Source organism: Amycolatopsis sp. NPDC059027 (assembly GCF_042739735.1).
Lineage (GTDB): Bacteria > Actinomycetota > Actinomycetes > Mycobacteriales > Pseudonocardiaceae > Amycolatopsis.
Map to the genome: position 1 here is coordinate 82,584 of NZ_JBHYIK010000024.1, position 24,468 is coordinate 107,051.

22 protein-coding genes are annotated in these 24,468 nt (G+C 69.7%); 7 read left to right on the forward strand and 15 right to left on the reverse strand.

Translation table 11 applies throughout. The features are described from left to right. Nucleotides 1–188: 188 nt before the first annotated feature. From ACFWY9_RS18625 to ACFWY9_RS18635, 3 genes are all read right to left on the reverse strand, one after another. On the reverse strand, nucleotides 189–902 hold the full coding sequence (locus ACFWY9_RS18625) for a hypothetical protein (protein ID WP_378339354.1): 714 nt from the start codon (nucleotides 900–902) through the stop codon (nucleotides 189–191). A gap of 150 nt (nucleotides 903–1,052) precedes the next feature. After that, the gene (locus tag ACFWY9_RS18630) at nucleotides 1,053–1,889 is read right to left on the reverse strand and encodes an alpha/beta fold hydrolase (protein WP_378339355.1); all 837 of its coding nucleotides are present in this window, start codon (nucleotides 1,887–1,889) and stop codon (nucleotides 1,053–1,055) included. 86 nt (nucleotides 1,890–1,975) lie between these two features. Then, entirely contained in the window at nucleotides 1,976–3,526 is a 1,551-nt protein-coding gene (locus tag ACFWY9_RS18635) for an alpha/beta hydrolase (protein ID WP_378339356.1), read from the reverse strand. A gap of 197 nt (nucleotides 3,527–3,723) precedes the next feature. On the opposite strand from ACFWY9_RS18635, the gene ACFWY9_RS18640 reads away from it, so the two are divergent. Further along, a complete protein-coding gene (locus tag ACFWY9_RS18640; RefSeq protein WP_378324919.1) occupies nucleotides 3,724–3,999 on the forward strand; it encodes a YggT family protein in 276 nt (91 codons plus the stop codon). 223 nt (nucleotides 4,000–4,222) lie between these two features. Here the strand turns inward: ACFWY9_RS18640 and ACFWY9_RS18645 are convergent, their stop codons facing one another. Beyond that, the gene (locus ACFWY9_RS18645) at nucleotides 4,223–5,092 is read right to left on the reverse strand and encodes an alpha/beta fold hydrolase (RefSeq protein WP_378339357.1); all 870 of its coding nucleotides are present in this window, start codon (nucleotides 5,090–5,092) and stop codon (nucleotides 4,223–4,225) included. 92 nt (nucleotides 5,093–5,184) lie between these two features. On the opposite strand from ACFWY9_RS18645, the gene ACFWY9_RS18650 reads away from it, so the two are divergent. Together ACFWY9_RS18650 and ACFWY9_RS18655 are read left to right on the forward strand one after the other, a co-directional pair. Beyond that, entirely contained in the window at nucleotides 5,185–5,790 is a 606-nt protein-coding gene (locus ACFWY9_RS18650; protein WP_378339358.1) for a TetR/AcrR family transcriptional regulator, read from the forward strand. A gap of 47 nt (nucleotides 5,791–5,837) precedes the next feature. Further along, complete coding sequence (locus ACFWY9_RS18655; RefSeq protein ID WP_378324915.1) at nucleotides 5,838–6,620, forward strand: IclR family transcriptional regulator; 783 nt, start codon at nucleotides 5,838–5,840, stop codon at nucleotides 6,618–6,620. 5 nt (nucleotides 6,621–6,625) lie between these two features. Here ACFWY9_RS18655 and ACFWY9_RS18660 read toward each other — a convergent pair whose 3' ends face one another. Next, nucleotides 6,626–8,236: an L-lactate permease gene (locus tag ACFWY9_RS18660; protein ID WP_378324914.1), complete on the reverse strand. Its 1,611-nt coding sequence runs from the start codon at nucleotides 8,234–8,236 to the stop codon at nucleotides 6,626–6,628. Between the two features lie 117 nt (nucleotides 8,237–8,353). Continuing rightward, nucleotides 8,354–9,520, reverse strand: coding sequence for a pyridoxal-phosphate-dependent aminotransferase family protein (locus ACFWY9_RS18665; RefSeq protein WP_378339359.1), 1,167 nt, complete (start codon nucleotides 9,518–9,520; stop codon nucleotides 8,354–8,356). A 181-nt stretch (nucleotides 9,521–9,701) separates the two neighbouring features. Between ACFWY9_RS18665 and ACFWY9_RS18670 the strand changes: the two genes are divergently transcribed. Together ACFWY9_RS18670 and ACFWY9_RS18675 are read left to right on the forward strand one after the other, a co-directional pair. After that, the gene (locus tag ACFWY9_RS18670) at nucleotides 9,702–12,620 is read left to right on the forward strand and encodes an FAD-binding and (Fe-S)-binding domain-containing protein (protein ID WP_378339360.1); all 2,919 of its coding nucleotides are present in this window, start codon (nucleotides 9,702–9,704) and stop codon (nucleotides 12,618–12,620) included. Between the two features lie 44 nt (nucleotides 12,621–12,664). Further along, the gene (locus ACFWY9_RS18675; protein WP_378339361.1) at nucleotides 12,665–14,284 is read left to right on the forward strand and encodes an ABC-F family ATP-binding cassette domain-containing protein; all 1,620 of its coding nucleotides are present in this window, start codon (nucleotides 12,665–12,667) and stop codon (nucleotides 14,282–14,284) included. A gap of 407 nt (nucleotides 14,285–14,691) precedes the next feature. Here the strand turns inward: ACFWY9_RS18675 and ACFWY9_RS18680 are convergent, their stop codons facing one another. From ACFWY9_RS18680 to ACFWY9_RS18695, 4 genes are read right to left on the reverse strand one after another with little or no spacing between them, the layout of a single operon-like run. Continuing rightward, on the reverse strand, nucleotides 14,692–15,216 hold the full coding sequence (locus ACFWY9_RS18680; protein ID WP_378324910.1) for an FKBP-type peptidyl-prolyl cis-trans isomerase: 525 nt from the start codon (nucleotides 15,214–15,216) through the stop codon (nucleotides 14,692–14,694). A 10-nt stretch (nucleotides 15,217–15,226) separates the two neighbouring features. Next, nucleotides 15,227–17,452, reverse strand: coding sequence for a HelD family protein (locus ACFWY9_RS18685; RefSeq protein WP_378339378.1), 2,226 nt, complete (start codon nucleotides 17,450–17,452; stop codon nucleotides 15,227–15,229). After that, the gene (locus ACFWY9_RS18690) at nucleotides 17,448–17,636 is read right to left on the reverse strand and encodes a DUF397 domain-containing protein (protein WP_378324908.1); all 189 of its coding nucleotides are present in this window, start codon (nucleotides 17,634–17,636) and stop codon (nucleotides 17,448–17,450) included. The genes ACFWY9_RS18685 and ACFWY9_RS18690 overlap by 5 nt, the downstream gene beginning before the upstream one ends. A 22-nt stretch (nucleotides 17,637–17,658) precedes the next feature. Beyond that, nucleotides 17,659–18,471: a helix-turn-helix domain-containing protein gene (locus ACFWY9_RS18695; protein ID WP_378339362.1), complete on the reverse strand. Its 813-nt coding sequence runs from the start codon at nucleotides 18,469–18,471 to the stop codon at nucleotides 17,659–17,661. A 181-nt stretch (nucleotides 18,472–18,652) separates the two neighbouring features. Here ACFWY9_RS18695 and ACFWY9_RS18700 point away from each other — a divergent pair, with 181 nt between their 5' ends. Further along, complete coding sequence (locus ACFWY9_RS18700; protein WP_378339363.1) at nucleotides 18,653–18,898, forward strand: hypothetical protein; 246 nt, start codon at nucleotides 18,653–18,655, stop codon at nucleotides 18,896–18,898. 28 nt (nucleotides 18,899–18,926) lie between these two features. Here the strand turns inward: ACFWY9_RS18700 and ACFWY9_RS18705 are convergent, their stop codons facing one another. Genes ACFWY9_RS18705 through ACFWY9_RS18725 form a run of 5 tightly spaced genes read right to left on the reverse strand, consistent with a single transcriptional unit; the run spans nucleotide 18,927 to nucleotide 22,019 of the window. Continuing rightward, nucleotides 18,927–19,415: a hypothetical protein gene (locus ACFWY9_RS18705; RefSeq protein WP_378339364.1), complete on the reverse strand. Its 489-nt coding sequence runs from the start codon at nucleotides 19,413–19,415 to the stop codon at nucleotides 18,927–18,929. Between the two features lie 4 nt (nucleotides 19,416–19,419). Next, on the reverse strand, nucleotides 19,420–19,839 hold the full coding sequence (locus tag ACFWY9_RS18710) for an Imm1 family immunity protein (RefSeq protein ID WP_378339365.1): 420 nt from the start codon (nucleotides 19,837–19,839) through the stop codon (nucleotides 19,420–19,422). Between the two features lie 15 nt (nucleotides 19,840–19,854). Further along, on the reverse strand, nucleotides 19,855–20,274 hold the full coding sequence (locus tag ACFWY9_RS18715) for an Imm1 family immunity protein (RefSeq protein ID WP_378339366.1): 420 nt from the start codon (nucleotides 20,272–20,274) through the stop codon (nucleotides 19,855–19,857). After that, complete coding sequence (locus ACFWY9_RS18720) at nucleotides 20,255–21,031, reverse strand: DddA-like double-stranded DNA deaminase toxin (protein WP_378339367.1); 777 nt, start codon at nucleotides 21,029–21,031, stop codon at nucleotides 20,255–20,257. Before ACFWY9_RS18720 ends, ACFWY9_RS18715 begins: the two co-directional genes overlap by 20 nt. Before the next feature lie 7 nt (nucleotides 21,032–21,038). Then, a complete protein-coding gene (locus ACFWY9_RS18725) occupies nucleotides 21,039–22,019 on the reverse strand; it encodes a heme o synthase (RefSeq protein WP_378324901.1) in 981 nt (326 codons plus the stop codon). A 287-nt stretch (nucleotides 22,020–22,306) separates the two neighbouring features. On the opposite strand from ACFWY9_RS18725, the gene tkt reads away from it, so the two are divergent. Next, on the forward strand, nucleotides 22,307–24,412 hold the full coding sequence (tkt, locus tag ACFWY9_RS18730; RefSeq protein WP_378339368.1) for a transketolase: 2,106 nt from the start codon (nucleotides 22,307–22,309) through the stop codon (nucleotides 24,410–24,412). Nucleotides 24,413–24,468: the final 56 nt, after the last annotated feature.

The window sequence follows — 24,468 nt, forward strand, 5'->3', positions numbered from 1 at the left end:
TGGGGGGGGGGGGGGTGGGGGGGGGGCGGGGGGGGGCGCCCTCTCTGGTGCCCCTCGGAGCGTGCCACTATTTTGCGCGCGCCCAGCGGTGCGCCCCCGACACAAGGACCGTGGCGGATCGACGGATCCAGGCTCGGGGCCGTGAAGGACGCCTCCACAGCACCGAAAGCACTGAAGCGTCCTACGGCTCAGTGTCTTGCCACCATGGTCACCACGCCGTCCGGTGTTCCGGTGACGGTCAGCCGGACGCGGGTCCGGCCGGTCAGCCCGTCGCCGACCGTGGGGAACCGGGCTTCCAGCTCGTCGGCGGAGGTCGCCTGTTCTGCGAGCGTCGCGGGATGGTCGAGACCGCGCACCGCCTCCAGCGCGGCGTCCACGACAGGCCGGATCCCGGCGGCCCGGCAGGCGAACCGCGCGGGCCGCGCCCCGGCCGCATGGGTCAGGTGCACTTCGACGGCTTCATTCTGGTACGCGGCGGAGACGAATTCCTGCACGTCGCCGTCGGCCAGTGTCAGCGGCGCCTCGAAGATCAGCTCGTATTCCGGCAGTTCCAGGACCGCCCGCACGATCCCGAACCGGCTGAGACGGTGCCCCTGGAGGTACAGGCGCGCGCCCTTGCGGCGGACCAGCTCGTCGAGGCCGTCGAGGTTCGCGCGCATGCGGCCGGAGAGGCACAGCAGGATCGCGGCCCTGCCGCTCACCCCGGCGAACAGCGGCAGGTCCTGCCTGCCGCGCAACAGCTCGAGGTAGTCGAAGACCTGAGTGAGCGTGCCGTGCCTGCCCGCCTGGCTGAGCTCCCGCACGCGCTCCGCGAACCGCTCCGTACCGCCGGGGTCGACGGCCGGGGGCATCCGCGCCGGGACCTCGGAACCGTCACCGCTCTTCCTGCGCAGCCAAGCCATGCGCCGCACGCTAGCCCGACGGCCCGGGACCCCTCCGCGCCCGCCGTCGAGTCCTTTGTGGACACTCGATGCGCTGGGTTGCGAAGGACTCCTTCACGGCGCTGAACGCCGGTAAGGAGTCCTTCACGGCATCCGCGGCACGGGCCATGTTCAGGGGGTGGGCGCGCCCGAGCGCACCGCTTCGTCGAGAAAAGCGGTCACTTCGCGATAGACGGCGTCCCGGTCGATCTCGTTGAGGATGTTGTGGCGATCGGCGGGGAAGATCCTCGCGCGGGCGTCGGGCAGCCGCTGAGCGGCGAGTTCCGCGCCCTGTGCGGGGGCGAGGTCGTCGGCTTCACCGTGCAGCAGCAACACCGGCAGGGACAACGTCCCGGCGGCAAGGACGGCCGCCACCCGTTGCGCGGCTTCGCCCAGCGCCGCCAGCGTCTCGTGCCGGAGACCGCCCTGCCAGGTCAGCGGATCGGTGCGGATCTGCTCGACCACGGCCTCGTTGCGGTTGAGTTCGCTGGGATCCTTCCGGAGGTCCAGCGGGTCGATTCCGCTCGCGAGCAGCGCCACCAGCCCGTTCTCGCTGCCGGGGACCGGCACCAGCGAGGACCCCGCGAGCACGAGGGCCGCCGGGTGCGTCCCGGCGGGCAGCAGCCGCTCGGCGACCAGCAGAGTGGCGACGGTCGAACCGAGCGAATGCCCGGCGAGCACCAGTGGCAGGCCCGGATGTGCGGCAGCGGCGAGACCGACGAGGGTGCCCGCGTCGTCGAGCAGGTCGTCGATCCGGTCGACGCGCACCCGCTCGCCTTCGCTGCGGCCGTGTCCCGCGTGGTCGGCGGCCCAGACGGCGTAACCCGCCGCGCCGAGCGCCGACGCGAAGACCTCGTAGGAGCCCACATGCTCGCCGAGCCCGTGGAAGAACACCACCACCGCCTTGGGCCGCTCCGGCACCCACTGTCGATAGTGGACAGTTCCGCGCGCTCCCGGGAACTCCGTCATCGTGCCTCCTTCTCCCCCACGCTAACGTCTCGCCGTCGTCAGTGGCGACTGTCCCAGATCGCGGGCCGCCCGGCGAGACACCGGCGCTACGGCGTCTCGAACGGCCGATGGTCCGGGGCGCATCGGGCATCGGGGGCCGGGAGTTCCAGGGCGAGCAGATACCGCTCGCGCAGCCGGTCGGTGCAGGCACTGCCGAGCGGGTTGTGCCCGTGCCCGTCGACGACGAGCAGCCGGGCGTTGCCCAGTTGGCGACGGGCGTCGTGGGCGAAAGCCACCGACGTGACCGGGTCGTACCGGTTGTTGATCAGCAGCGCGGGCGTCCGGGACCGCAGCGTCCACGGTCCCCGATACCGCTGGGGATAGCCGCCCGGCGGCGCCGCCCAGGACGCGCAGGCCTGCAGCGAGTACAGCCAGTGCCTGCCGTAGTCCGGCGCGTACGCGTCGAACGCGCGGGCCAGCGCGGGCCACGCTCCCGGCACCGGCGGGAAAGCGTTGTCCGCACAGGAGATCGCCGTGAAGGAGTCCAGGAAGTCCAGCCGGAAACCGGTGACGCGGTAGATCTCCCGCAGTGGCGCGGGATCGCCGTCCGGCCCGCGTTCCAGTCCGGCGATCAGCTCGGCCAGCGCGGGCCAGCCTTCCCGGGTGTCGTAGAGCAGCTGCGCGTGCACCGGGACGACGTCGGCGTACCGCAGTTCCAGCGCTTCCTTGCCCCGTCCCACGGTGATGGGCCCCCGCCGCAGTCTGTCCAGCACGGCGGTGTCGCGGGCGAGGGTGTCCCCGGCGACCGGGCACCGCGCCGCACCGGCCTCGGTGCACAATCGCGCGAATTCACTCAGCACCTCCACGGTGCCCGCCGAACGCCGCCACAACGTCTCGAGCGTGCGATTGGTGTAGCCGTCCGGGTCGATCATCGCGTTGAGCTGCAGCGCGCGGACGCGGTCGCCGAACAACGCGCCGTAGACCTCGCCGAGGTAGCTGGCGTACGAGCCGCCGCTGAAGGTCATCTCCCGATCTCCGACGGCCCGGCGCAGCAGGTCGAGGTCCTTCGCGGCGTCCGCCGTGGTGAGGTGCCCGACGAGTTCCGCGTCGTGCTCGGCGCAGCCCCGCGCGTGGGCCCTGCTGGTGCGTTCGGCCAGCCGTTCCTCGGCCGGGTTCGCCGGGGGCAGCGCGGTGCCTTCCCAGAACCGGTTCTGCTCGGCGGCCGAAGCGAAACACCGGACCTGACGGCTGCGGCCGATCCCGCGCTGGTCGAAGGTCACCACGTCGAACCGGCGCGCGAGCTCGCCGTCGGCGAGGGTGCCGCGCTTGGCCGCGTCGAGTCCCGAACCACCGGGCCCGCCCACCGCGGTGAACAACGTGCCGATCCGCCGCGCGGGATCGGCGGCCGGTTGCCGGAGCACCGCCAGCGGCAGCCGTTTCCCGTGCGGACGCGCGTAGTCGAGCGGTACCTCGGCGACAGCGCACTGGTACCGCTCGAGCCCCGGCTCGCGGCACGGGCTCCAGGCGAGCACCGGGGTGCCGGCCGCGTCGGCCTGCCGGGCGGGCGCGGACGGCGCCTCGGCCGAGGCCGCGGGCGCCGCGGTACCGAGCAGCAACAGCACCAGTACGCCGGTCAGGGTCTTCCGGAATCCGTCCACCGCTGGATGATGGCAACGCCGCCGCGCCGCCGTCGTCCGTCGAAGGGAGGACGGCCGGTCACCCGGAAGTCGTCCCGCGCCTGAGGATCGGCTGTGAATCTCCCGTGCCGAGCACTTTCGGCCGGGTGTCCGCGTTGTCCGGATAGCGGCAGCACGCAGAGCTGCCGTGGACACGGTGCCGACGGGAGTGGACGACCATGGGTTTTCTCGGAACGTTGCTCGGGTTCGTGGTGACGCTGTTCATCATCGTGCTGATCGGGCGGATGGTGCTGGACTGGGCGGGCGCGGTGGTGGACAGCCCGCCATGGGTGCGGCGCGCGCGGCGGCTGGCGCACGCGGCGACCGAGCCGGTGATCGCACCGGTCCGGCGGGTCGCGCGGCCGGTCCGGTTCGGCGGGATCTCGCTCGACCTGGCCTTCACCCTCGTGTTCGTCGCCGCGGTGATCGTGCGCGGGATCCTGTTCAGCCTGTGACCCGCGCGACCCCTTCCCGGCAAACGGGTGAACCCGCCCAGGAACGGCGCCTTTTCCCGTCACGAAGACCCCCCGGCGTGGTCTCGCCTGTGCCCGCTCCGCACGTCCCCGCGGAGCGGGAGCCCGGACCGGGCGGTGTGTGCCGCTGACCCCCTCCCCCCGCGACACGCACCGCCCACCCACGGCGTCCGTCCACAGAGGACCGTCGACGCGGAATCCTCGCTCACCGCGGGAGAGTGCGGGCCCAGTGCCGGTGCAGATGCGGGGTGAGGTCGTCCGGGCGTTCGTCGGGGAAGAAGAGTTTCGCACCCTCGACCTCGATCACCTCCTGGGCGCCCGGGATGACGTCCCGCAGCCAGTAGGCCCAGCGCGTCTCGAAGTTCTCGTCGCCGGTGCCCCAGACGATCAGCGTCGGCACCCGGAGGTTCTTCAACTCCGGCTCGATGGCGACCAGATCGTCGGCCTTGAGGGAGGTCAGCAGCCGCTCGAAGCCGCGAGCGGCCTCGGTGGTGCCGAACACCGGCGTGACGTAGTCGCGGAAAACCGCGTCGTCGACCTGGTCCGGATGTTCGTATCCGGCGCCGTAGGTTCCCGCCCTGGCCAGTCCGGGATTCGCGACGAGCGGCCCGGCGAGCGAGGCGAGCCTTCCCCGCTTGGCGAGTTCGACCGTGGGCCGGAACGCCTCGGGCGGCAGGTTGTCGTGGGTGTCGCAGTTGGTGAGGGTGAGGGTGCGCAGCCGCGCGGGATGATCGACGGCGAAGACCTGGGCGACGGCGCCACCGGTGTCGTTGGCGACCAGGTCGACCTCGGCGAGTTCCAGCGCCGCACAGAACTCCTCGACCAGTTCGGCGAGTCCCCGCAGGGACAGGTCGCGATCCGCGTGCACCGGTGAATGGCCGTGTCCTGGCAGGTCGAACGCGACGCACCGGCGCTGCCCGGCCGAGGCGGCGACGACGTGCCGCCACAGCCGGGCGTTCGTGCCGACGCCGTGCACGAACAGCGCGGCGGGGCCGGTGCCGACGTCGAGATAGCTGACTTCGCCGAAGCGGGTCGACACGCGGTGGCGGTGAGCTTCGAGCTCGCGCACGTCCATGGTTAAGGTCCTCCCAGAAGTCCATACCGACTGTCGGTCTAGTTATTCCAGACCGACAGTCGGTATGTCAATCGTGATGGAGGCGTCGGCACGTGAACAAGAAGGCGGAACGCGGTCAGGCGACCCGGGAGCACCTGGTGGCGGTGGCCACCCGGCTGTTCACCGAACGCGGCTACGAAGGGACCTCGATCGAGGCCGTGCTGCAGGATTCCGGAGTCAGCCGCGGCGCGCTCTACCACCACTTCGGCGGCAAGGACGCGCTGTTCGCCGCCGTGCTCGACACCGTCTACGACCACACCGGCGAAAGCATGGCCGCCGCGACGCGCGACGCGCCGGACCCGGTGTCGGCACTCCGCGCGGGCTGCCGCGCCTGGATCCGGCTCACCGCCGACCCGGCGGTGCATCGCATCGTGCTCATCGACGCGCCCTCGGTGCTCGGCTGGCAGCGCTGGCGGGAACTCGACGAACGCCGCGTGCTCCGCCAGGTCAAGGTCGCGCTCACGGCGGCCGCGGACACGGCACACCTCGCCCCGGGCCACGTGGTGTTCTTCGCGCACGCGCTGCTGGCGAGCATGAACGAAATCGCCATGCTCATCGCCCGCGCCGACGACCCGGCCGCCGCGGCGGCCGAAGCCGACACCGCCGTCGACGAACTGCTCCACCGCATCCTCGATGCTCCGGCCGCTCCCCCGCGCTGACGGCTACGATTCCGGGACGGCGAGTCGGCGGTGAGGGGAGGTAAGCGGTGGCGGACAAGGCAGAGCAGGGCGTCACCGTGCGATCGGTCGAGCGGTCGCTGGACATCCTCGAGATCCTGGCCGCCGCGCCGGACAGCTTGAGCCTGACCGAACTCAGTGCGCGATCGGCATTGCCCGCCCCGACAATCCTCCGGCTGCTGCGCACCCTGCAGGGGCGTGGTTACGTGCGTCAGGCCGGTCCCCGCCGGTACGTGCTCGGGTCACGGGCCCGGCGGCTGGCGTCGGCGGGCACCCGGGCCGCCGGGCGCACCGCGGAGGAGTTCCTGCGCGAACTCGTGGCGCTCTCCGGTGAGACGGCCAAGCTCACCGTGCTGGACGGCGACGACGTGCTGTGCGTGGCCTCGGTGCCGTCGCCGCATCCGGTGCGGATGTTCACCGAGGCCGGTGCGCGGATGATGCCGCACTGCACCTCGGCGGGCAAGGCGATGCTGGCCCAGCTGCCCCCGTCCGAGGCCCGCGAGCTGCTGACCAGAACGGGACTGCCCGCCGTCACGACGGCGACGATCACCGACCTCGAGAAGATGCTGGCCCTGCTCGGCGAAGTCCGCTCACAGGGATACGCGCTCGACGACGGCGAACGCGCCGACGACGTCTGCTGTGTCGCGGTCCCGGTGGCCTCGACCGCGGGACCGGCCGCGCTGTCGGTGTCCGGGCCGTCCTCGCGGATGCCGGTCACCACCCGCCGGAAGCTGGTGACCGGCATGCGGGACATCGCGGAGCGCTTCGCCGCCGCGCTCGACCCGGCGGAGACCGTGCGACAGTCGGGCTGACCCGCTCAACCGCCGACCACCATCCAGCCGAGCACCGTCGACTGCGCCACGACGAGCAGCGACAGCAGTGCCAGGAGAATCAGGCTCCACAAGGCGACCTTGCGCAGCAGATCACCTTCCCTGCCGGGCAGTCCCACCGCGGTGGCCGCGATCGCCAGGTTCTGCGGCGCGATGACCTTCCCCAGCACCCCGCCGGTGCTGTTCGCCGCGGCCAGCAGCATCGGCGAGATCCCGGTCCGCACGCCCGCCGCGTACTGCAGCGCCCCGAACAACGAGTTCGCCCCGGTGTCCGAACCGGTCACGGCGACCCCGACGTAGCCGAGCGGCGCCGACAGCAGCGCGAACGCGGCGCCGGTGGCCGCGAGGAGATAGCCCAGCGTGGTCGCCATCCCGGACAGGTTCATCAGGTACCCCAACGCGAGGACACAGCTGATGGTGACCGCGGCCCAGCGGATCTGGACGAGCGTGCGCCCGTAACACCGCACCGCGCGGCGCGGCCCGACCCGCAGGATCGCCATGGTGAGCAGTCCGGTCAGCAGCAGCATCGTGCCCGGTGCGGTCATCCAGCCGAAGTCGAACCGCGTCGCGCCGACGACCGCACCGCGACTGTCCACAATGTGCAGACCGGGCCAGGCGAAGGACGTGCCGAGATCCTTCGCCCATCGGTGCACCGGCCCCGGCAACTCGACCAACGCGAACAGAACGGTGAGCAGAGCGTATGGGCTGAAGGCGCGCAAGACGTCCGGGAACGCATCCTTTTCGAGCGGCGCCTCTGCGCACGAAGCGCCGTCGATGGCGAGCGGCCGCCGCGGCGACCACAGCCGCAGCACGACGATGACACACAGCGCGGACAGGACCGCGGCGATCAGGTCGGTCAGTGCGTAGGTGAAGAAGTTCGAGCACAGGAACTGGCCGACGGCGAACCCGGTGCCCGCGGCGAGCGCCGCCGGCCACACCTCGCGCAGGCCCCGTTTGCCGTCCACCATCACGAGCAGCACGAAGGGAACCAGGAACGCCACCCACGGAGACTGCCGCCCGACCATCGCGCCGACGTCGTGCACCGGCAGCGAGGTCACCTTGGCCAGCGCGGTGATCGGGTTGCCGACCGAACCGTACGCCGCGGGCGCGGCGTTGGCGAACAGAGCGACCACGGCCGCCTTCATCGGCGTGAAACCCAGTGCTATCAACATGATGCTGGTGACGGCGACGGGGGTGCCGAACCCGGACAGCGACTCGATCAGCGCGCCGAACGTGTAGGCGATCAGGATCGCCTGGATCCGGAAGTCCGCCGAAATCCGGGCGAACGCCCGGCCGACGATCGCGAAGTGCCCGGATTCCTGCTGCAGTTTGTTGATCCACACCGCGTTCAGGATGATCCAGACGATCGGGAACAGCCCGAAGGCCAGGCCCTCTCCCGCCGCCGCGATGGCCGGGACGACCGGCATGCGGTAGCAGACGACCGCGACGACGAGCGCGGCGGCCAGTCCGGCCAACGCGGCCCAATGGGATTTCAGCCGGAAGATTCCGAGCAACAGCAACAGAATGGCGAGCGGGATCGCGGCGACCAGCGCGGACAGCGGCAGCGAGCCCAGCGGATCGATGATTTGCCGATACATGGGTCCTCCGGCACGGGGAGGCTGCACAGCGGTGCTCAGCGGGTACCGGCGCGTCGGTGCAGCCTTGGACCGTGTGACGCCGGTACCGGATGTGTCCGATGAGGACGGTCGGAATCTTCAGGAGTGCGCCAGGAATTCCAGTGCTTCGGTCACTCCGCCGGGCTTGCCCGGTATCCCGGCGAGCCGGAGGCCCATTTCGACGCCGCCGAGCGTGCCGGCCAGCATCAGATCGTTGAAGTGGCCCAGATGCCCGATCCGGAACACGCGCCCGGCGACCTTGCCGAGCCCCGCGCCGAGTGACATGTCGAACCGCTCCAGGATCACGCGGCGCAAATCGGCTTCGTCGTGGCCTTCGGGCAGCAGGACGGCGGTGAGCGAGTTCGAGTACTCGCGCTCGTCCTGGCACAGCAGCTCGAGACCCCAGGTGCGCACCGCGCGGCGGGTGGCTTCAGCGTGCCGGGCATGCCGGGCGAACACCGCCGCCAATCCCTCCTCCGCCAGCATGCGCAGCGATTCGCGGAGCCCGTAGAGCAGGTTTGTCGCCGGTGTGTAAGGAAAGTAGCCGCGTTCGTTGGCCAGAAGGATCGGCTCCCAGTCCCAATAGGACCGAGCGAGCCGCGCGGTCCGGGAAGCAAGGAGGGCGTTGGCGCTGACGGCGTTGAAGCCGAGACCCGGCGGCAGCATCAGGCCCTTCTGCGATCCGGTCACCGTGACGTCGACGCGCCATTCGTCGTGGCGGTAGTCGATCGAGCCGAGCGAGGACACCGTGTCGACCAGCAGGAGCGCGGGATGGCCCGCGTCGTCGAGCGCGGCACGTACCTCCGGGATCCTGGTCGTCACCCCGGTCGAGGTTTCGTTGTGCACCACCATGACGGCCTTGATCGCATGCGTCCGGTCCGCGCGCAGCCGCTCGGCCAGCGCCTCGGGGTCGACGCCGTGCCGCCAGTCCCCGGCCACGAAGTCGACCTCCAGGCCGAGCTTCCCGGCCAGTTCGGACCACAGCGTCGCGAAATGGCCGGTTTCCCAGCAGAGCACCCGATCGCCCGGCGAGAGCGTGTTGACGAGCGCGGCCTCCCAGGCCCCGGTGCCGGAGGACGGATAGATCACGACCGGCCCGGAGCAGCCGAAGACCGGTTTGACCGCCTCCAGCACCTCGGTGGTCAGCGCGGCGAACTCGGGACCGCGGTGATCGATGGTCGGGGCCGCGATCGCACGCAGCACGCGGTCGGGGACGTTGGTGGGTCCGGGGATCTGCAGGAAGTGCTGCCCGGTGTGGGGTGCCAACCCGGCCTCCAGTTTTCACTAGATGAAACTTTCATATCACACCGTGAAAGACTGAACCTCGAAGCGGCGCCCTGTCAAGCCTTGCTCCCGAGACGTTGACGCCAGGCCGGGCCGGGATTACGTTCAGCGGCAGTCGTTCTATGAAACTTTGTTTTCATACAGTGAAATTTCTGGAGGTTCGATGGGGCACCAGCCGGAAACCGACGCGACACCGCTGTCCCGGGACCTCGCCGCCGCGCTCGGCCGGGACCTGTCCGGCGAGGTGCGTGTCGACGCCTACACCCGGAGCCTCTACGCCGGGGACGCGAGCATGTACGCCATCGAACCGGCGGCCGTGACCTTTCCCCGCGACGACGGCGACGTGCAGGCGGTCGTCACCGCGGCCGCCGAGTTCGACGTGCCGGTACTCGCCCGGGGGGCGGGCACGAGCCTCGCCGGGCAGACGGTCGGCCCCGGCGTCGTCATGGATTTCTCCCGGCACATGAACCGGATCCTCGACGTCGACCTCGAATCCCGGACCGCGGTGGTGCAGCCGGGCGTGGTGCAGGACGACCTCAACCGCGCCGCCGCGGGGGTCGGCCTGATGTTCGGGCCGGACACCTCGACCAGCAACCGCGCCACGCTCGGCGGCATGATCGGCAACAACTCCGCCGGCAGCGGTTCGATGCGGTACGGCATGACCATCGACCACGTACAGGCGCTGGACACCGTGCTGTCGGACGCCTCTCGCGCACGATTGCTGCCGGTGACCGAGGCCGAACGCGCACTGCGCGCCCGCGGCGATTCCCTCGAAGCACGGCTTTACCGCGAACTCCCGGATCTCGTGACCGGGCACGCCGGCGCGATCGCCAAGCACTACCCGAAATTCTGGCGCCGCGCGGGTGGCTACCGGCTGGATCGCTTGCTGGACAAGCCTTTCGACCTCGCGAAGTTCGTGGTCGGTTCCGAGGGCACGCTGCTGACGGTGACCGAGGCGCTGGTCGGGCTGGTCCCCAAACCGGCGAACCGCGTGATCGCCGTCGGGCATTTCGCCGACGTCGCCGGGGCCATCGCCGCCACCGAGGACGCGCTCGCCTGTGAACCACACCAGGTCGAGCTCATGGACAGCACGATCCTCGAACTCTCCCGGCAGCGCGTGGAATATCGCGCACTCGGCACGATGCTCGAAGGGGAGCCCGCCGCTCTGCTCTTCGTCACCTTCCACGGCGACACCGAGGCCGAGGCTCTCGCGGGCATGGACAGGCTGACCGCGTTGTGGCGGCGGCACGGCCACGGCTATCACGTGCTGCGCGCGGTGGACCCCGGGGTACAGGCCGAGGTGCTCAAGGTGCGCAAGGCGGGGCTGGGCATGCTGATGGCGGCCAGCGTCGGCGCGCGGCGGCCGCTGGCGTTCGTCGAGGACACCGCCGTGGATCCGGCAGTCCTGCCCGAGTACGTCAAGCGATTCCGCGGTGTCCTCGACCGGCACGGCCTCACCGCCGGGCTCTACGGCCATTGTTCGGTGGGCTGCCTGCACATCCGGCCGTTCCTGGATCTCACCCAACCGGGCCAAGTGGCGACGATGCGGGCGGTGGCCGAGGAGATCCGCGATCTCGTCGCCGAATACGGCGGCGCGAACTCCAGTGAGCACGGCGATGGCCTGGCCCGCAGCGAGTTCAACCGGTCGATCTTCGGCGACGAGCTGTACGAGGCGATGCGGACGGTGAAGCGTCTCTTCGACCCGGCAGGCCGGATGAACCCGGGCAAGATCGTCGACGCCCCGCCGATGACCGCGCACCTGCGTGACGTCGCCCTGCCCGCCGCGCGGCCGATCCGGACGCGGCTGGACTTCGAGGTCGTCGGCGGCATGCGCGGCGCCGCCGACCGCTGCATGAACATCGGGCAGTGCCGCAAGACCACCACCGGCGTGATGTGTCCGTCCTATATGGCCACTCGTGAGGAGGAGCACTCCACCCGGGGCCGCGCCAACGCGCTCGTCAAGGCACTGTCCACACCGGACCCGCATGCCGCGCTCGGCGACGAACGCCTGCACGAGATCCTCGACCTGTGCCTGGAATGCAAGGCCTGCAAGAGTGAATGCCCGCTCGGGGTCGACATGGCGTCGTTGAAGAGCGAGTTTCTCGCGCACTACCAGAGCATCCACGGGATTCCCTTGCGTGCCAAGCTGTTCGCCGGGATCCGCGGGCTGAACCGGCTGGGTGCCGCCTTCGCGCCGGTGTCCAACCTGCCCGGCCGGTTCGGCCCCGCACGCGGGCTGGCCGAGCGATACCTCGGCGTCACACGGCATCGCCCGCTTCCGCGCTTCGCACGACAGACGCTCATCCGCTGGCATCGCGGCCGCCGCGCGGCCTCGAACCCGGCACCGCGCGGCGAGGTCGTCTTCCTCGCCGACTCGTTCACCACCTTCACCGAACCGGCGATCGGACGGGCGGCCATCGAACTGCTGGAGCTGGCCGGCTGGTCCGTGCGCCTGCACAACTCCGGCTGCTGCGGGCGGGCGAGCATCTCGAAGGGGCTGCTCGATCAGGCGACCGGCCTGGCCGCGAAGATGACCGCCGACCTCGCCCCGCACGTCCGGCGGGGCGCGCGGATCGTCGGCTGCGAACCGTCGTGTGTGCTGAGCCTCAAGGAAGAACACCTGTCGCTGCAACCGGACAACGCCGATGCCAGGCTCGTCGCCGAGCACACCGCCCTCGTCGAAGACCTTCTGCTGGAAGCCATCGACGACGGTGGCCTGCGGCTGCGGGAGGATTCGCCGGTTTCGGGGCGGCGCATCGTGTTCCACGGTCATTGTCACCAGAAGGCGTTGGTGGGCACCGGCACCACCGTCGGGCTGCTGCGGCGCATCCCCGGCGCGGAGGTCGTCGAACTCGACGCCGGGTGCTGCGGGATGGCGGGCTCCTTCGGCTTCGAAGCCGAGCACTACGACCTGTCGATGCGGGTCGGCGGACTGCGGTTGTTCCCGGCGGTGAACGCGGAACCGGCGGGAACGCTCGTGGCCGCCACCGGGGTTTCGTGCCGTCAGCAGATCGCGCAGGGTACCCGGCGGCAGGCCGTGCATCCCCTCGAACTGGTCCGCCAGGCCGTGGCGCCGAGCTGAAAATCGGGGGCGTTCCGGCGGCCCGGTCACTACACTCCGCGACCATGGGCCATCTGGAGGCAGCGCACGTCGAGTACATCCTGCCGGACGGGCGGACGTTGCTCGACGACGTCTCGTTCCGGGTCTCCGACGGGGCGGTCGTCGCGCTCGTCGGGCCCAACGGCGCCGGGAAAACCACGTTGCTGCGGCTGTTGTCCGGCGAACTGCAGCCCCACGCCGGGTCGGTGACCGTCTCCGGCGGGCTCGGCGTGATGGCCCAGTTCGTCGGCTCGGTGCGCGACGAACGCACCGTCCGCGACCTCCTGGTTTCGGTGGCACCCCAACGGATCCGGGACGCCGCGGCCGCGGTGGACGCCGCCGAGGAACTGATCATGACCGTCGACGACGAAGCCGCGCAAATGAAGTACGCGCAGGCACTGGCCGACTGGGCCGAAGCACGCGGCTACGAATCCGAGACGCTGTGGGACGTCTGCACTACCGCCGCGCTCGGCGTGCCCTACGAGAAAGCCCAATGGCGCCTCGTCCGGACGCTCAGTGGTGGCGAACAGAAACGCCTGGTCCTCGAAGCGCTGCTCCGCGGCCCCGATGAAGTCCTGCTGCTCGACGAGCCGGACAACTACCTCGACGTCCCGGGCAAGCGCTGGCTCGAAGACCGGCTTCGCGAGACGCGCAAGACCGTGTTCTTCGTCTCCCACGACCGGGAACTGCTCGCCCGAGCCGCGGAGAAGATCGTCAGCGTCGAACCCGGCCCCGCGGGCAGCGACGCCTGGATGCACGGCGGCGGGTTCGGCACCTACCACGAGGCACGCAAGGAACGCTTCGCCCGCTACGAAGAACTCCGGCGACGCTGGGACGAGAAACACGCCCAGCTCAAACGCCTCGTACTGGACATGCAGCAGTACGCCGCGCGCAGCGACGAAATGGCCTCACGCTACAAGGCCGCCAAGACCCGCCTCCGGAAGTTCGAGGAAGCGGGCCCGCCGCTGGAACCACCGCGGCCGCAGGACATCCGGATGCGGCTGCGCGGCGGCCGCACCGGCGTCCGCGCCGTCACCTGCGAACACCTCGAACTCACCGGGCTGATGAAACCGTTCTCGCTGGAGATCTTCTTCGGCGAACGGGTCGCGGTGCTCGGTTCCAACGGCTCGGGCAAATCGCATTTCCTCCGGCTGCTGGCGGGCGAGGACGTCGCCTGCACCGGCGTGTGGAAGACCGGCGCCCGGGTCGTCCCCGGGCACTTCGCCCAGACCCACGCCCACCCGGAGCTGACCGGGCGGACGCTGGCCGACATCCTCTGGACCGAACACGCCAAGGACCGCGGAGCCGCGATGGCCGTCCTACGCCGCTACGAGCTGGAACGGCAAGGCGACCAGGTCTTCGACAAGCTGTCCGGCGGCCAGCAGGCGCGGTTCCAGATCCTCCAGCTCGAACTCGCGGGCACCACGGCGCTCCTGCTGGACGAGCCGACCGACAACCTCGACCTCGAATCCGCCGAAGCCCTGCAGGACAGCCTCGAAACCTACGAAGGCACCGTCCTCGCCGTCACCCACGACCGCTGGTTCGCCAAGTCGTTCGACCGCTACCTCGTCTTCGGCTCCGACGGCGTCGTCCGCGAAACCCCGGAGCCGGTCTGGGACGAAGGCCGCGTCGCCCGCGCCCGCTGAAGCGCACCGCCATGGTCCGTGAATGCCACATTGAGGGAATCAGAGTCCCTCAAGGAGGTTTTCTCGCTAAGGGTTCTGGGGCCGTGTGTGCCGCCGGAGGTGTTGGAGGACGTCTTCGGTGCGCTGGTTTGGGGTGCGACAAGGGCGTCCCTGGGCGCGGTGGACGCACCCAGGGCGTCCCTCGGACTTCCCCGCGCTCGCCGACTCCGTTCGCCCGATGTCGCGAACGCTCCGTTGCCGACGATGAACGTCCCGAACGGCGCGTTCGCGACACGCGCCCCGGACCCCGCCGCATGCCGTGAAGGACCCCTTCACCGCACCACCAAGCCCCCGGGAAAGCACCCACCAGCAAAACCACACCCCCGCACCTACCGAGAAACCCCAATGCGGCATTCACGGACTGGGCATCACGGACCCGAGTCGCCGGAGACCTTGACGGCGTCGGTCACGAAAACGAGGGTCTCGTTGGGCTTGATGCCCTGGCCGCCCTCGCCGTAGCCGAGGTCGGGCGGGATGATCAGCAGGCGCCGCGCGCCCTGCTGGATGCCGACGAGGCCCTGGTCCCAGCCCTGGATCACCTTGCCGGCGCCCAGCGGCAGCGGGAACGTCTTGCCGCGGTCGAAGGAGCTGTCCAGCTTCTGCTTGTCCGACCAGGTGACCAGCGTGTAGTTCATCTCCAGCTGCTGGCCGGGCTTCGCGCCCTCACCGGTGCCGGGCGAGAGGTCCTTGGTGATGAGCTTCTTCGGCGGAGTGCAGTTGTCCGGGATGGTGATCGTCGGCGCTTCGCCGAACTTCCCGGTGGTCTTGATGTCGTCCGCGGTGCACTCGCGGGACGCGGCGGCCGGGGTGTCCTTCTGGCCGCACGCGGTCAGTGCGAGGGTGGCCGTGGCCAGCACGGCGCCCATCGCGGCGATCTTGCCGATTTTCTGCATGCCGCGCACCTTAGCCAAGCACGGACAGTGCCGGAACCGTCGATCCACTGGAGATCACGCCGAGCCGCCGGGTCGCCCGGGTGAGCGCGACGTAGAGGTCGTTGAGGCCGCGCGGCGAGTCCGCGACGATCTCGTCCGGGGCGAGCAGCAGCACGGCGTCGAACTCCAAGCCCTTCGCCCGCTCGACCGTGAGCACGCTCACCCGGTCGCCGGTATCGGCGAGCAGCCCGCGGACGTCGTCGAGCCGCGAGGCCGGGGTGAGCACCGCCACCGTCCCACCGTCCACAGCGGACAGTTCGGCGCCGACAAGCCCCGGCAGCTCGGCCTCGACGTCTGCCGGGACCACCGACCACGGCGGGATTCCGCTCTCCCGCACGGAAGACGGCGCTTCCAGGGCGGGGTCGACCTCGGCCAGCACACGCGCCGCGACGGCCATGATCTCGGCGGGCGTGCGGTAGTTCACGGTGAGTTGTTCGAGGCGCCAGCGATCCGCGACGTACGGCGAGAGCACCTCGTCCCAGGTGCGCGCGCCGCCGGCGGCGCCGGTCTGCGCGACGTCGCCGACGAGCGTCATCGAGCGGTTGGGCGAGCGGCGCATGAGCAGCCGCCAGTCCATGGCGGACAGTTCCTGCGCCTCGTCGATGATGACGTGCCCGAAGGTCCAGGTCCGGTCCTGCGCGGCGCGCTGGGCGGCGGTCAGCTCGCTGCGGGCCTGCTGCCGCTCGGCGAACAGCTCGGCGTCGAGCACGTCCGACACCCGCAGCAGTTCCTCGTCGATGATTTCCTCGTCCTGTTCGAGGATGTCCAGCACGCCCTCGGCGTACGCGCGATCCTCGCGCTCACGGCGCTTGCGTTCGACACGGGCCTCGGTGTCGTCCTCGCCGAGCAGCTCGGCGAGTTCGTCCAGGAGCGGGACGTCGGCCGGAGTCCACTGGGCGTCCCGGCCGCTCTCCAGATGCGCGCGTTCCTCCGCCGTCAGCAGCTTCGACGCCGCGCTGTCGAGGCGTTCGCAGTCGGCGAACAGGTCGTCGAGCACGCCCTCCGGGGTGAGGGTCGGCCACAGCGAATCCAGTGCCGCCGCGATGTTCGCGTCCGCGGCCAGTTCCGCGCGGATGTCCTGGACGTCGCGCGCGTCGAGCAGGTCCTCCCCCAGCCTCCGCGCGGCCTGGCGGGTCAGCGCGTCGAGGACGTCGGAGACGAACAGCCGCCGCGCGAGGTTGTGCGGACGGCGCGAGCGGCGGGCCCGCGTCCGCGCGTCCACACAGGTCTTGCGGTCCAGCCGCAGCACGTCGCGCTCGTACTCGATCTCCAGCACGGGTTCCGGGACCCGCTGGCGGTCGCGGACGGCGTTGGCCAGCACGTCCGCCATGACGATCCGGCCCTTGATCTCGGTGGCCTCGCGGGACTCGGTGCCGACGGCGTCCAGCCCTGGGTAGAGCTGACCGACGGTGGCGAGCAGCACGCCGGTCTCCCCCAGCGACGGGAGGACCTGGCCGATGTAGCGCAGGAACGTGCTGTTCGGCCCGACCACGAGCACGCCGCGCGTGGTGAGCTGCTGGCGGTGCGTGTAGAGCAGGTACGCGGCGCGATGCAGGGCGACGGCGGTCTTGCCGGTGCCGGGCCCGCCCTGCACGACCATCACCCCGCCCAGCGGCGCGCGGATGATCCGGTCCTGCTCGGCCTGGATCGTGGCGACGATGTCGCTCATCTCACCCGTGCGGCGCTGTTCGAGCGCGGCCAGCAGCGCGGCCTCGCCCGCCAGGCCGAGATCCTGGCCCTGGTCGGCGGCGGTGAGGTCGAGGATCTCGTCGTCGAGGCCGGTGACCTTGCGGCTCAGCGACCGGATGTGCCTACGCCGCCGGACGCCTTCGGGAGACGCCGCGGTCGCCAGGTAGAACGGCCGCGCGACCGGCGCCCGCCAGTCGACCAGCAGCGGCTTGTAGTCGTCGTCCTCGTCGAACAGGCCGAGCCTGCCGATGTACGTCGTCTCCTCGGCGTGGCCGGGAAGGAAATCGAGCCGCCCGAAACAGAGCCCCTGCTCGACGGAACCCAGCTGCGCCAAGCGATCGGTGTACACCGTCGTCGCGACGTCGCGCTCGGTGCGGGCTTGCGGCGTGCCGCCGGTCTGGCGGAGGATCTCGTCGAGCCTGCGCTGTGCCTCGGCGCGTTCGGCGTCGAGCTTGCGGTAGAGCGTGGTGACGTAGTCCTGCTCGCGAGCGAGTTCCTCGGTACTAATGGTTCAGCTCACGAACGAACGCGGACCACACGGCGGCCGGGACGGTCAGCGCGGGCAAGGCAGGGGCCTTGGAGTCCCGGACGCCGACGGCCACCTCCCCGAACGCCACCTCGACACAGTTGGCAGAGTCGTTGCTGTAGCTGCTCTTGAACCAGTGGGGACTGGAGAAATCCTGCGACTTCATGCACCCATGATCTCACGATCTCTCAGGCAAGGCGCTTGGCGGCGGTCTCGATCAGCTTCACGGACCTGTCCGGGCCGTGCGCAAGACCGACGAGCATCTCCCATGACTGCGTGTACACCTCGATCTGTTCCGGCTCGTCCAGGAACAAGCTGGACACCTTGTTCTCCAGCAGCACCAAGCTCGCTTCGGCGTCGTACTCCAGAACCGTGAATGCCCCAACAACACCAGGATGGAGACCGGCTTCGATCGGCAAGACCTGGACCGTGATGTTCTCCTGCCCCGCGCTGTCAACCAGCCGACGCAACTGGCGTGCCTGCGCACCTGGCGCACCGAACGGCTGACTGAGCAAGCTCTCACTGAGAACAACCCTCATTTCCAAGGGTTTCGACTTCGACAGCAAGCTCTGGCGGGCCATCCGGCTGGTCACCAACACGTCAACCTCATCGGCCGAGAGCCCGTGTCCAGTGGCCTCGATGATTGCCTTGGCGTACTCCGGAGTCTGCAACAAGCCGGGAATCATCAGCGGAGCGAACTGGAACACACCGCTGGCTTCGGCTTCGAAGTCGACCCAGGTTTGCCAGTCCTGGGGCAGGTTCGGGGTGTTCATGCGCAGCCAGCCGCGTTGCTCGGCGTGCCGGGCGATGTCCATGATCTCGACGCGGCGCTTCGCGGAGACGCGGTAGAAGTCGAGGAGCTTCTCCAGATCGTCCATGTAGAAACCGATCTCGGCGTTCTCCATCCGGTTGACCTTGCTCGCCGACAGCTCGGTCTGCCTGCTCACTTCGGCCGCGCTCAGCCCGGTGGCCGCCCGCAGCCGCCGCAACAGGATCGCCATCCGCCGCGATTTCACCGACGGACCCGCCCGACGTGCCATCCCACACCTCCGTGCTCGACTGCCCTAGAGTCAACCGCGCCGCAGCCACCATTGCCAGCACTCTCACTCCATTGAGGGATTGCTGTTAAATCTGACGCACGTCAATACTTGTGGTCACCCAACCACGACGACAAGGGCGGCCATGACCAGCGACCTTTCCGGCGTTTCGATGTTCACCCTGGACGCACCGCGGCGCGAGTGGTTCGTCGGCTGCACGGACGCCCGTCTTCGGCCCGGCGTCTGCGCGGTCGAGGCCAACGATGGCGAGATCACGATCGTCGGCCCCGGCGAGGCACCCTTCACCTTCTCCCACCGCGAAATCGCCGAACTCCAGACAGCTCTCGCCGCCGCCATCACCCAGGCCGCCCAGGATCTGGCCGACTCCTGACCGCGCAGCGCCGGGGGCGCGGCGCTCGCTACCTGCTCAGCGCGACTTTGATCGCCCGGTCCGCGGCGTCGATCTCACGGTCGAACCGGTCGGCGACGTCGTCACCGAAATGCTCGCGGAACCACTCCCGGACCGGCCCCCAGCGCCAGTACTCCAACGGGTCGCCGTGGCGGTCCTTGACGCGCGGCGGGAAGCCGCCGGGGCCGACCAGATGCGCGGCGAGTTCCAGCACGTATCGTTCGCTAAGGCCGAAGCGCGTCGCCAAGTCGTCCTCGCTGACAGGGTCGTCTTCTGCGTCATGCGCGAACCCGATCACCCGCACACCCAGCTCCTCAACCTCGGCGATACCCTCTGCGAAAGCCTCGGTCCAGGACGACACCTCATCGACGGGCACAGACATGCCAGCGGACGGAGGTTCGTAGTCGAAGCTGGTTACCCCGGTAGGGGTGCGCATCCCCGCCTCGATCTCATCGTCAGTCGGGACGCGGTCAAGAAGAACCCTGAACGTGTAGGACACCCGGTCACAGCTCCCCAGCGGCAGCAGCCCAGGGAATGGCCCGAGGTTGCGTGCCGCTGACAAGGAATTCCTTGAGCCCGGCCGCCACGACACCGACGGGCAGTCCCGAACCCGGCGGGAACTCTTCGTCAGGCGAGTCGTACTCCGGCGATTCCGGATCGCCGTCCGCGAACACCACCCCGACCGAGTCCGACGTGTACGAGATGTAGGCGAAGCTCCCGTGCACACCGACGTGAAGAAGCTGACCAGTCCAGACGTCCTGCCTGATATCCGGTCCCCAGACTTTCGCGGTACCGGCTCGCGGTGACCGCAGTCGCTCCACGAGTTGGTCCGTCTCGGCGGCAGTGCTCACGACGACGTTCTCACCACCGATGTGACCGGCTGGGTCGTCGGGATAGCTGTCCCAGCTGGAGCGGAAACTCATGCGGGATCGTTTCCCTCAGCCAGGGGTCCAGGTCACGGATTCCGGCCGACGGCCCGTCCGGACGAACTCACCGACAGCGGTCAGAACCCGGTCCAACGGGAGTTCCGCACGGGGCGGCATCGGCGTGTGGTGAAGATCCCCGAGAGAGTAGTCGACGTAGTCAGGGTTCCGGCCATCGCTCGGGATCATCCCGGCGCCACCCGGCTCGTGCCAGCTGATCGCTCCGAGACCGGTGCCCCGAACCCCGACAACCAACTGCGGCCGCTGGCTGGAGGGCAACGTCGCGTCGCCGGCGACCAGGACCCACGAACTCCCCCATTCCGGATCAGACCGGCCCGCGGCCGCACGAATCACCTCGACGAGATCCATGCCTTCCGGCAAGCTCGCAGTCTCGATGGTGACCCTCTCCAGAATGTCACTCGCCAGGTCGGACACCGGCACTCCCACGGTAGGTATGGCTGAATGGTTCACCGTTCGCGGTCGAACCGTGCACGGTCAACTTGTAACCCTCCGGCAGGAATTCTTCCAGGGTCTCGTGACAACCGCCTCCGGTGCCGGGTTCCGATCCGCAGGGCGCATGGTTGATCACTACCTCGGCTTCCGTAGCTCTGGTGTCGATCATCAGCGCCGCAAGTTTGATTTCCACATGAAACCGCAGGTAGTCAGGCAAACCACGCTCACGGAGCCGGTGACCGGCCGTGTCGGCCCACGCATCGGGCCGGGAGCTGAACGAGGCCGGAATGACGCGGCCGTTGATCTTCGCGTAGCCGACCGTACGCTGCTTCCGTCCTCGCACCCGGGGCGGCAGCATCGAGACCGCCCATGCCGCGCCAACGGGATAGCGGGAGCCATCCTCGTGGCGTGCGGAGGCACCTTCACCCAAAGGCGATAACGGCGGCTGGCTGCGAAGGGGCTCGGGCATCCGGCCGAGCCCCAACTGTTCGTGGTAGCGGTCCAGCACCGCGACGGCTTCGTTCAAAGCCGCGCCAACGGCATCGGCGGCGGTCTCGACCTCAGCGAGGCGCAGGACGGCCTCACGCCCCTCCGCATCGACCGTCCCTGCCAAAGAATCTGTCAGCAGGGCCCTGGCCTCGCCCCCGTGAAGACGGGCCTCCCCCACTCGCGAATGCGCGCCCTGGAGCAGAGCGACGACGGAACGAAGCCGCTCGCCAAGCTCGCTCGTGAGCGACATCGGAAGATCAGAAGGGCAGGCCCAGGACCGGGAGGCCGATGGCGGAGTCGACGGCCAGCGCCACGAACACGATCATCAGGTACGTGTTGGAGCGGTGGAACAACGACATCGGCTTCGTCTGCTCGCCCCGGCGGACGGCGGCCTGCAGCCGGTGCGCGTAGAAGAGGAACCAGGCGCCCGCCAGCACCGCGAAAGTGCCGTACAGCCAGGACGTCACCGGGAGCAGCAGCAGCGTCCAGGCCACCATCACCCACGAGTAGATGACGATCTGGCGGGCGACGTGCTGTTCGGTCGCGACCACCGGCAGCATCGGGACACCGGCGCGTTCGTAGTCCTCGCGGTACTTCATGCCCAGCGCCCAGGTGTGCGGCGGGGTCCAGAAGAAGATGACGCCGAACATCACGAACGCGGGCCACTGCACGGTGCCGGTCACCGCGGCCCAGCCGATCACCACCGGCATACAGCCCGCGGCACCGCCCCACACGACGTTCTGTGAAGTCCGCCGCTTGAGGCCGAGGGTGTAGACGAAGATGTAGAAGAGGATCGTCGCGATCGCGAGGATCGCCGAGAGCAGGTTCACCGTGAGATACAGCACGGCGGCCGACGCGACACCGAGCACCAGCCCGAAGATCAGCGCGTTGCGCCGGGGCACCGAATCCTTGACAAGGGGACGCCGCTTCGTGCGGTTCATCACCTTGTCGATGTCGGCGTCGATGACGCAGTTGAGCGCGTTCGCGCTGCCCGCGGCCATGGTCCCGCCGAGCAGCGTGGCGAGCACCAGCCACGGCGACGGGATCTCGCGGCCCGCGAGGAACATCGCGGGAATCGTGGTCACCAGAAGGAGTTCGATGACCCGCGGCTTGGCGAGTGCGGCGTAGGCACCGACCACCTGGCGGATGGTTCGCCTGCCACCCCGCGGTGGTTCACCGGTCGGGCGGACGGCGCTGGTGTCGTCACTGCGTCCGTGCGCAGCGTTCACCAACGACATTTCACTCCCTGTGTCAGTTCGGGCGGGTGCAGGCTCGCGGTGTACGTGGTGGCACCTGCCTGCTTGAACCCTGAACCGATGTTAGACGTGGTGATTCCCGTGGGTGATCGCGGGTCCCGCCGGAGGCGAACCACTAGGCTGGCGGCGAGGGCCCGCGTCCTGCCCTGCGCGAGGCTGCCAGCAGGAATATCGTCTCTTCCGGATCGATTGAGATAGATAGGCAGCACGCCAGGCACCAGCGAAGTACCGGAAACCAGCACAACCTCATGACGAGGAGTTCGATCTCAGTGTCCGTAACCGCCTCCACCAGCGAGAACAACCCCCTCCTCCGGCGTGCCGTGCCAGCCGACTGGACCGAAACCGACACTCGCGCCGTGGACACCGTCCGGGTGCTCGCCGCGGACGCGGTGGAGAACTGCGGCAGCGGGCACCCCGGCACCGCGATGAGCCTGGCGCCACTGGCCTACACGCTGTTCCAGCGCACGCTGCGGCACGACCCCGCGGACCCGCACTGGGCCGGGCGCGACCGCTTCGTACTGTCGGCCGGGCACTCCAGCCTGACCCTCTACATCCAGCTGTACCTCGCCGGGTTCGGCCTGGAGCTGGAGGACCTCAAGCAGCTGCGCAAGTGGGGCTCGCTGACGCCGGGTCACCCGGAGTACCACCACACCAAGGGCGTCGAGACCACCACCGGCCCGCTCGGCCAGGGCCTGGCCAACGCGGTCGGCATGGCGATGGCGGCCCGTCGCGAGCGCGGCCTGTTCGACCCGGACGCCGCGCCCGGTGAGAGCGTTTTCGACCACTTCGTCTACGTGATCGCCTCCGACGGCGACATCGAGGAGGGCGTCACCTCCGAGGCGTCGTCGATCGCGGGGCGCCAGCAGCTGGGCAACCTGGTCGTCTTCTACGACGACAACAAGATCTCCATCGAGGACGACACGAACATCGCCCTCTCGGAGGATGTCGCCGCGCGGTACGAGGCCTACGGCTGGCACGTGCAGACGGTCGAGGGTGGCGAGGACGTCGTCGCGATCGAGGCCGCCATCGAGGCCGCGAAGGCCGAGACGGCGCGTCCGTCGTTCATCGCGCTGAAGACGATCATCGGCTACCCGGCGCCGACGAAGATGAACACCGGCAAGGCGCACGGCGCCGCGCTGGGCGCCGAAGAGGTCGCGGCGGTCAAGAAGATCCTCGGCTTCGACCCGGAGCGGAACTTCCAGGTCGACGACGAGGTCATCACCCACACCCGCCAGGCCCTCGACCGCGGCAAGTCCGCGCGCGCCGCGTGGCAGGAGAAGTTCGACGTCTGGGCCGCGGCCAACCCGGAGCGCAAGGCGCTGTTCGACCGGCTCGCCACCCGCACGCTGCCCGAGGGCTTCGCCGAGAAGCTGCCTTCGTGGGAGCCGGACGCCAAGGGCATCGCGACCCGCAAGGCCTCCGGTGAGGTGCTCAACGCGCTCGCCGAGCCGCTGCCCGAGCTGTGGGGCGGCTCCGCGGACCTCGCGGAGAGCAACAACACCACGATGAAGGGCGCCGACTCGTTCGGCCCTGCCGAGGCCGGCACCGACATGTGGAAGACCAGCCCGTACGGCCGGACGCTCCACTTCGGCATCCGCGAGCACGCGATGGGCTCGATCCTGAACGGCATCGCGCTGCACGGCGGCACGCGGCCCTACGGCGCGACGTTCCTCATCTTCTCCGACTACATGCGCCCGCCGGTCCGGCTCGCCGCGCTGATGGGCCTGCCGGTCACCTACGTGTGGACGCACGACTCGATCGGCCTCGGCGAGGACGGCCCGACGCACCAGCCGATCGAACAGCTTTCCGCGCTGCGCGCGATCCCCGGCCTCAACGTCGTCCGCCCGGCGGACGCCAACGAGACCGCCTACGCGTGGAAGGCCGTGCTCGAGGACACCGAGCACCCGTCCGGGATCGCGCTGACCCGGCAGAACGTGCCGGTGCTGGAGGGAACCGACGCCGAGGGCGTCAAGAAGGGCGGCTACGTGCTGGCCGAGGCGTCCAACGGCGCCCCGGAGGTCGTGCTGATCGCCACCGGTTCCGAGGTGCAGCTGGCCGTCAAGGCCCGCGAAACCCTGGAGGCAGGCGGCATCCCGGCGAGCGTCGTCTCGATGCCGTGTGTCGAATGGTTCGACAAGCAGGAGCAGTCCTACAAGGACGCGGTCATCCCGCCGTCGGTCAAGGCCCGCGTTTCGGTCGAGGCCGGCGTGGCCCAGTCGTGGATCCGGTTCACCGGCGACGCCGGTGAGAACGTGTCGATCGAGCACTTCGGCGCCTCGGCCGACGCCGCGACCCTGTTCCGCGAGTTCGGTTTCACCGCCGAGGCCGTCGTCGACGCGGCTCGCCGTTCCCTCGCCAAAGCCAAGAACGCCTGAATTTCCGAAGGGGATGTGCCGCCTCATCCCCTCCACCCACCCTCAACGGAGGCGCT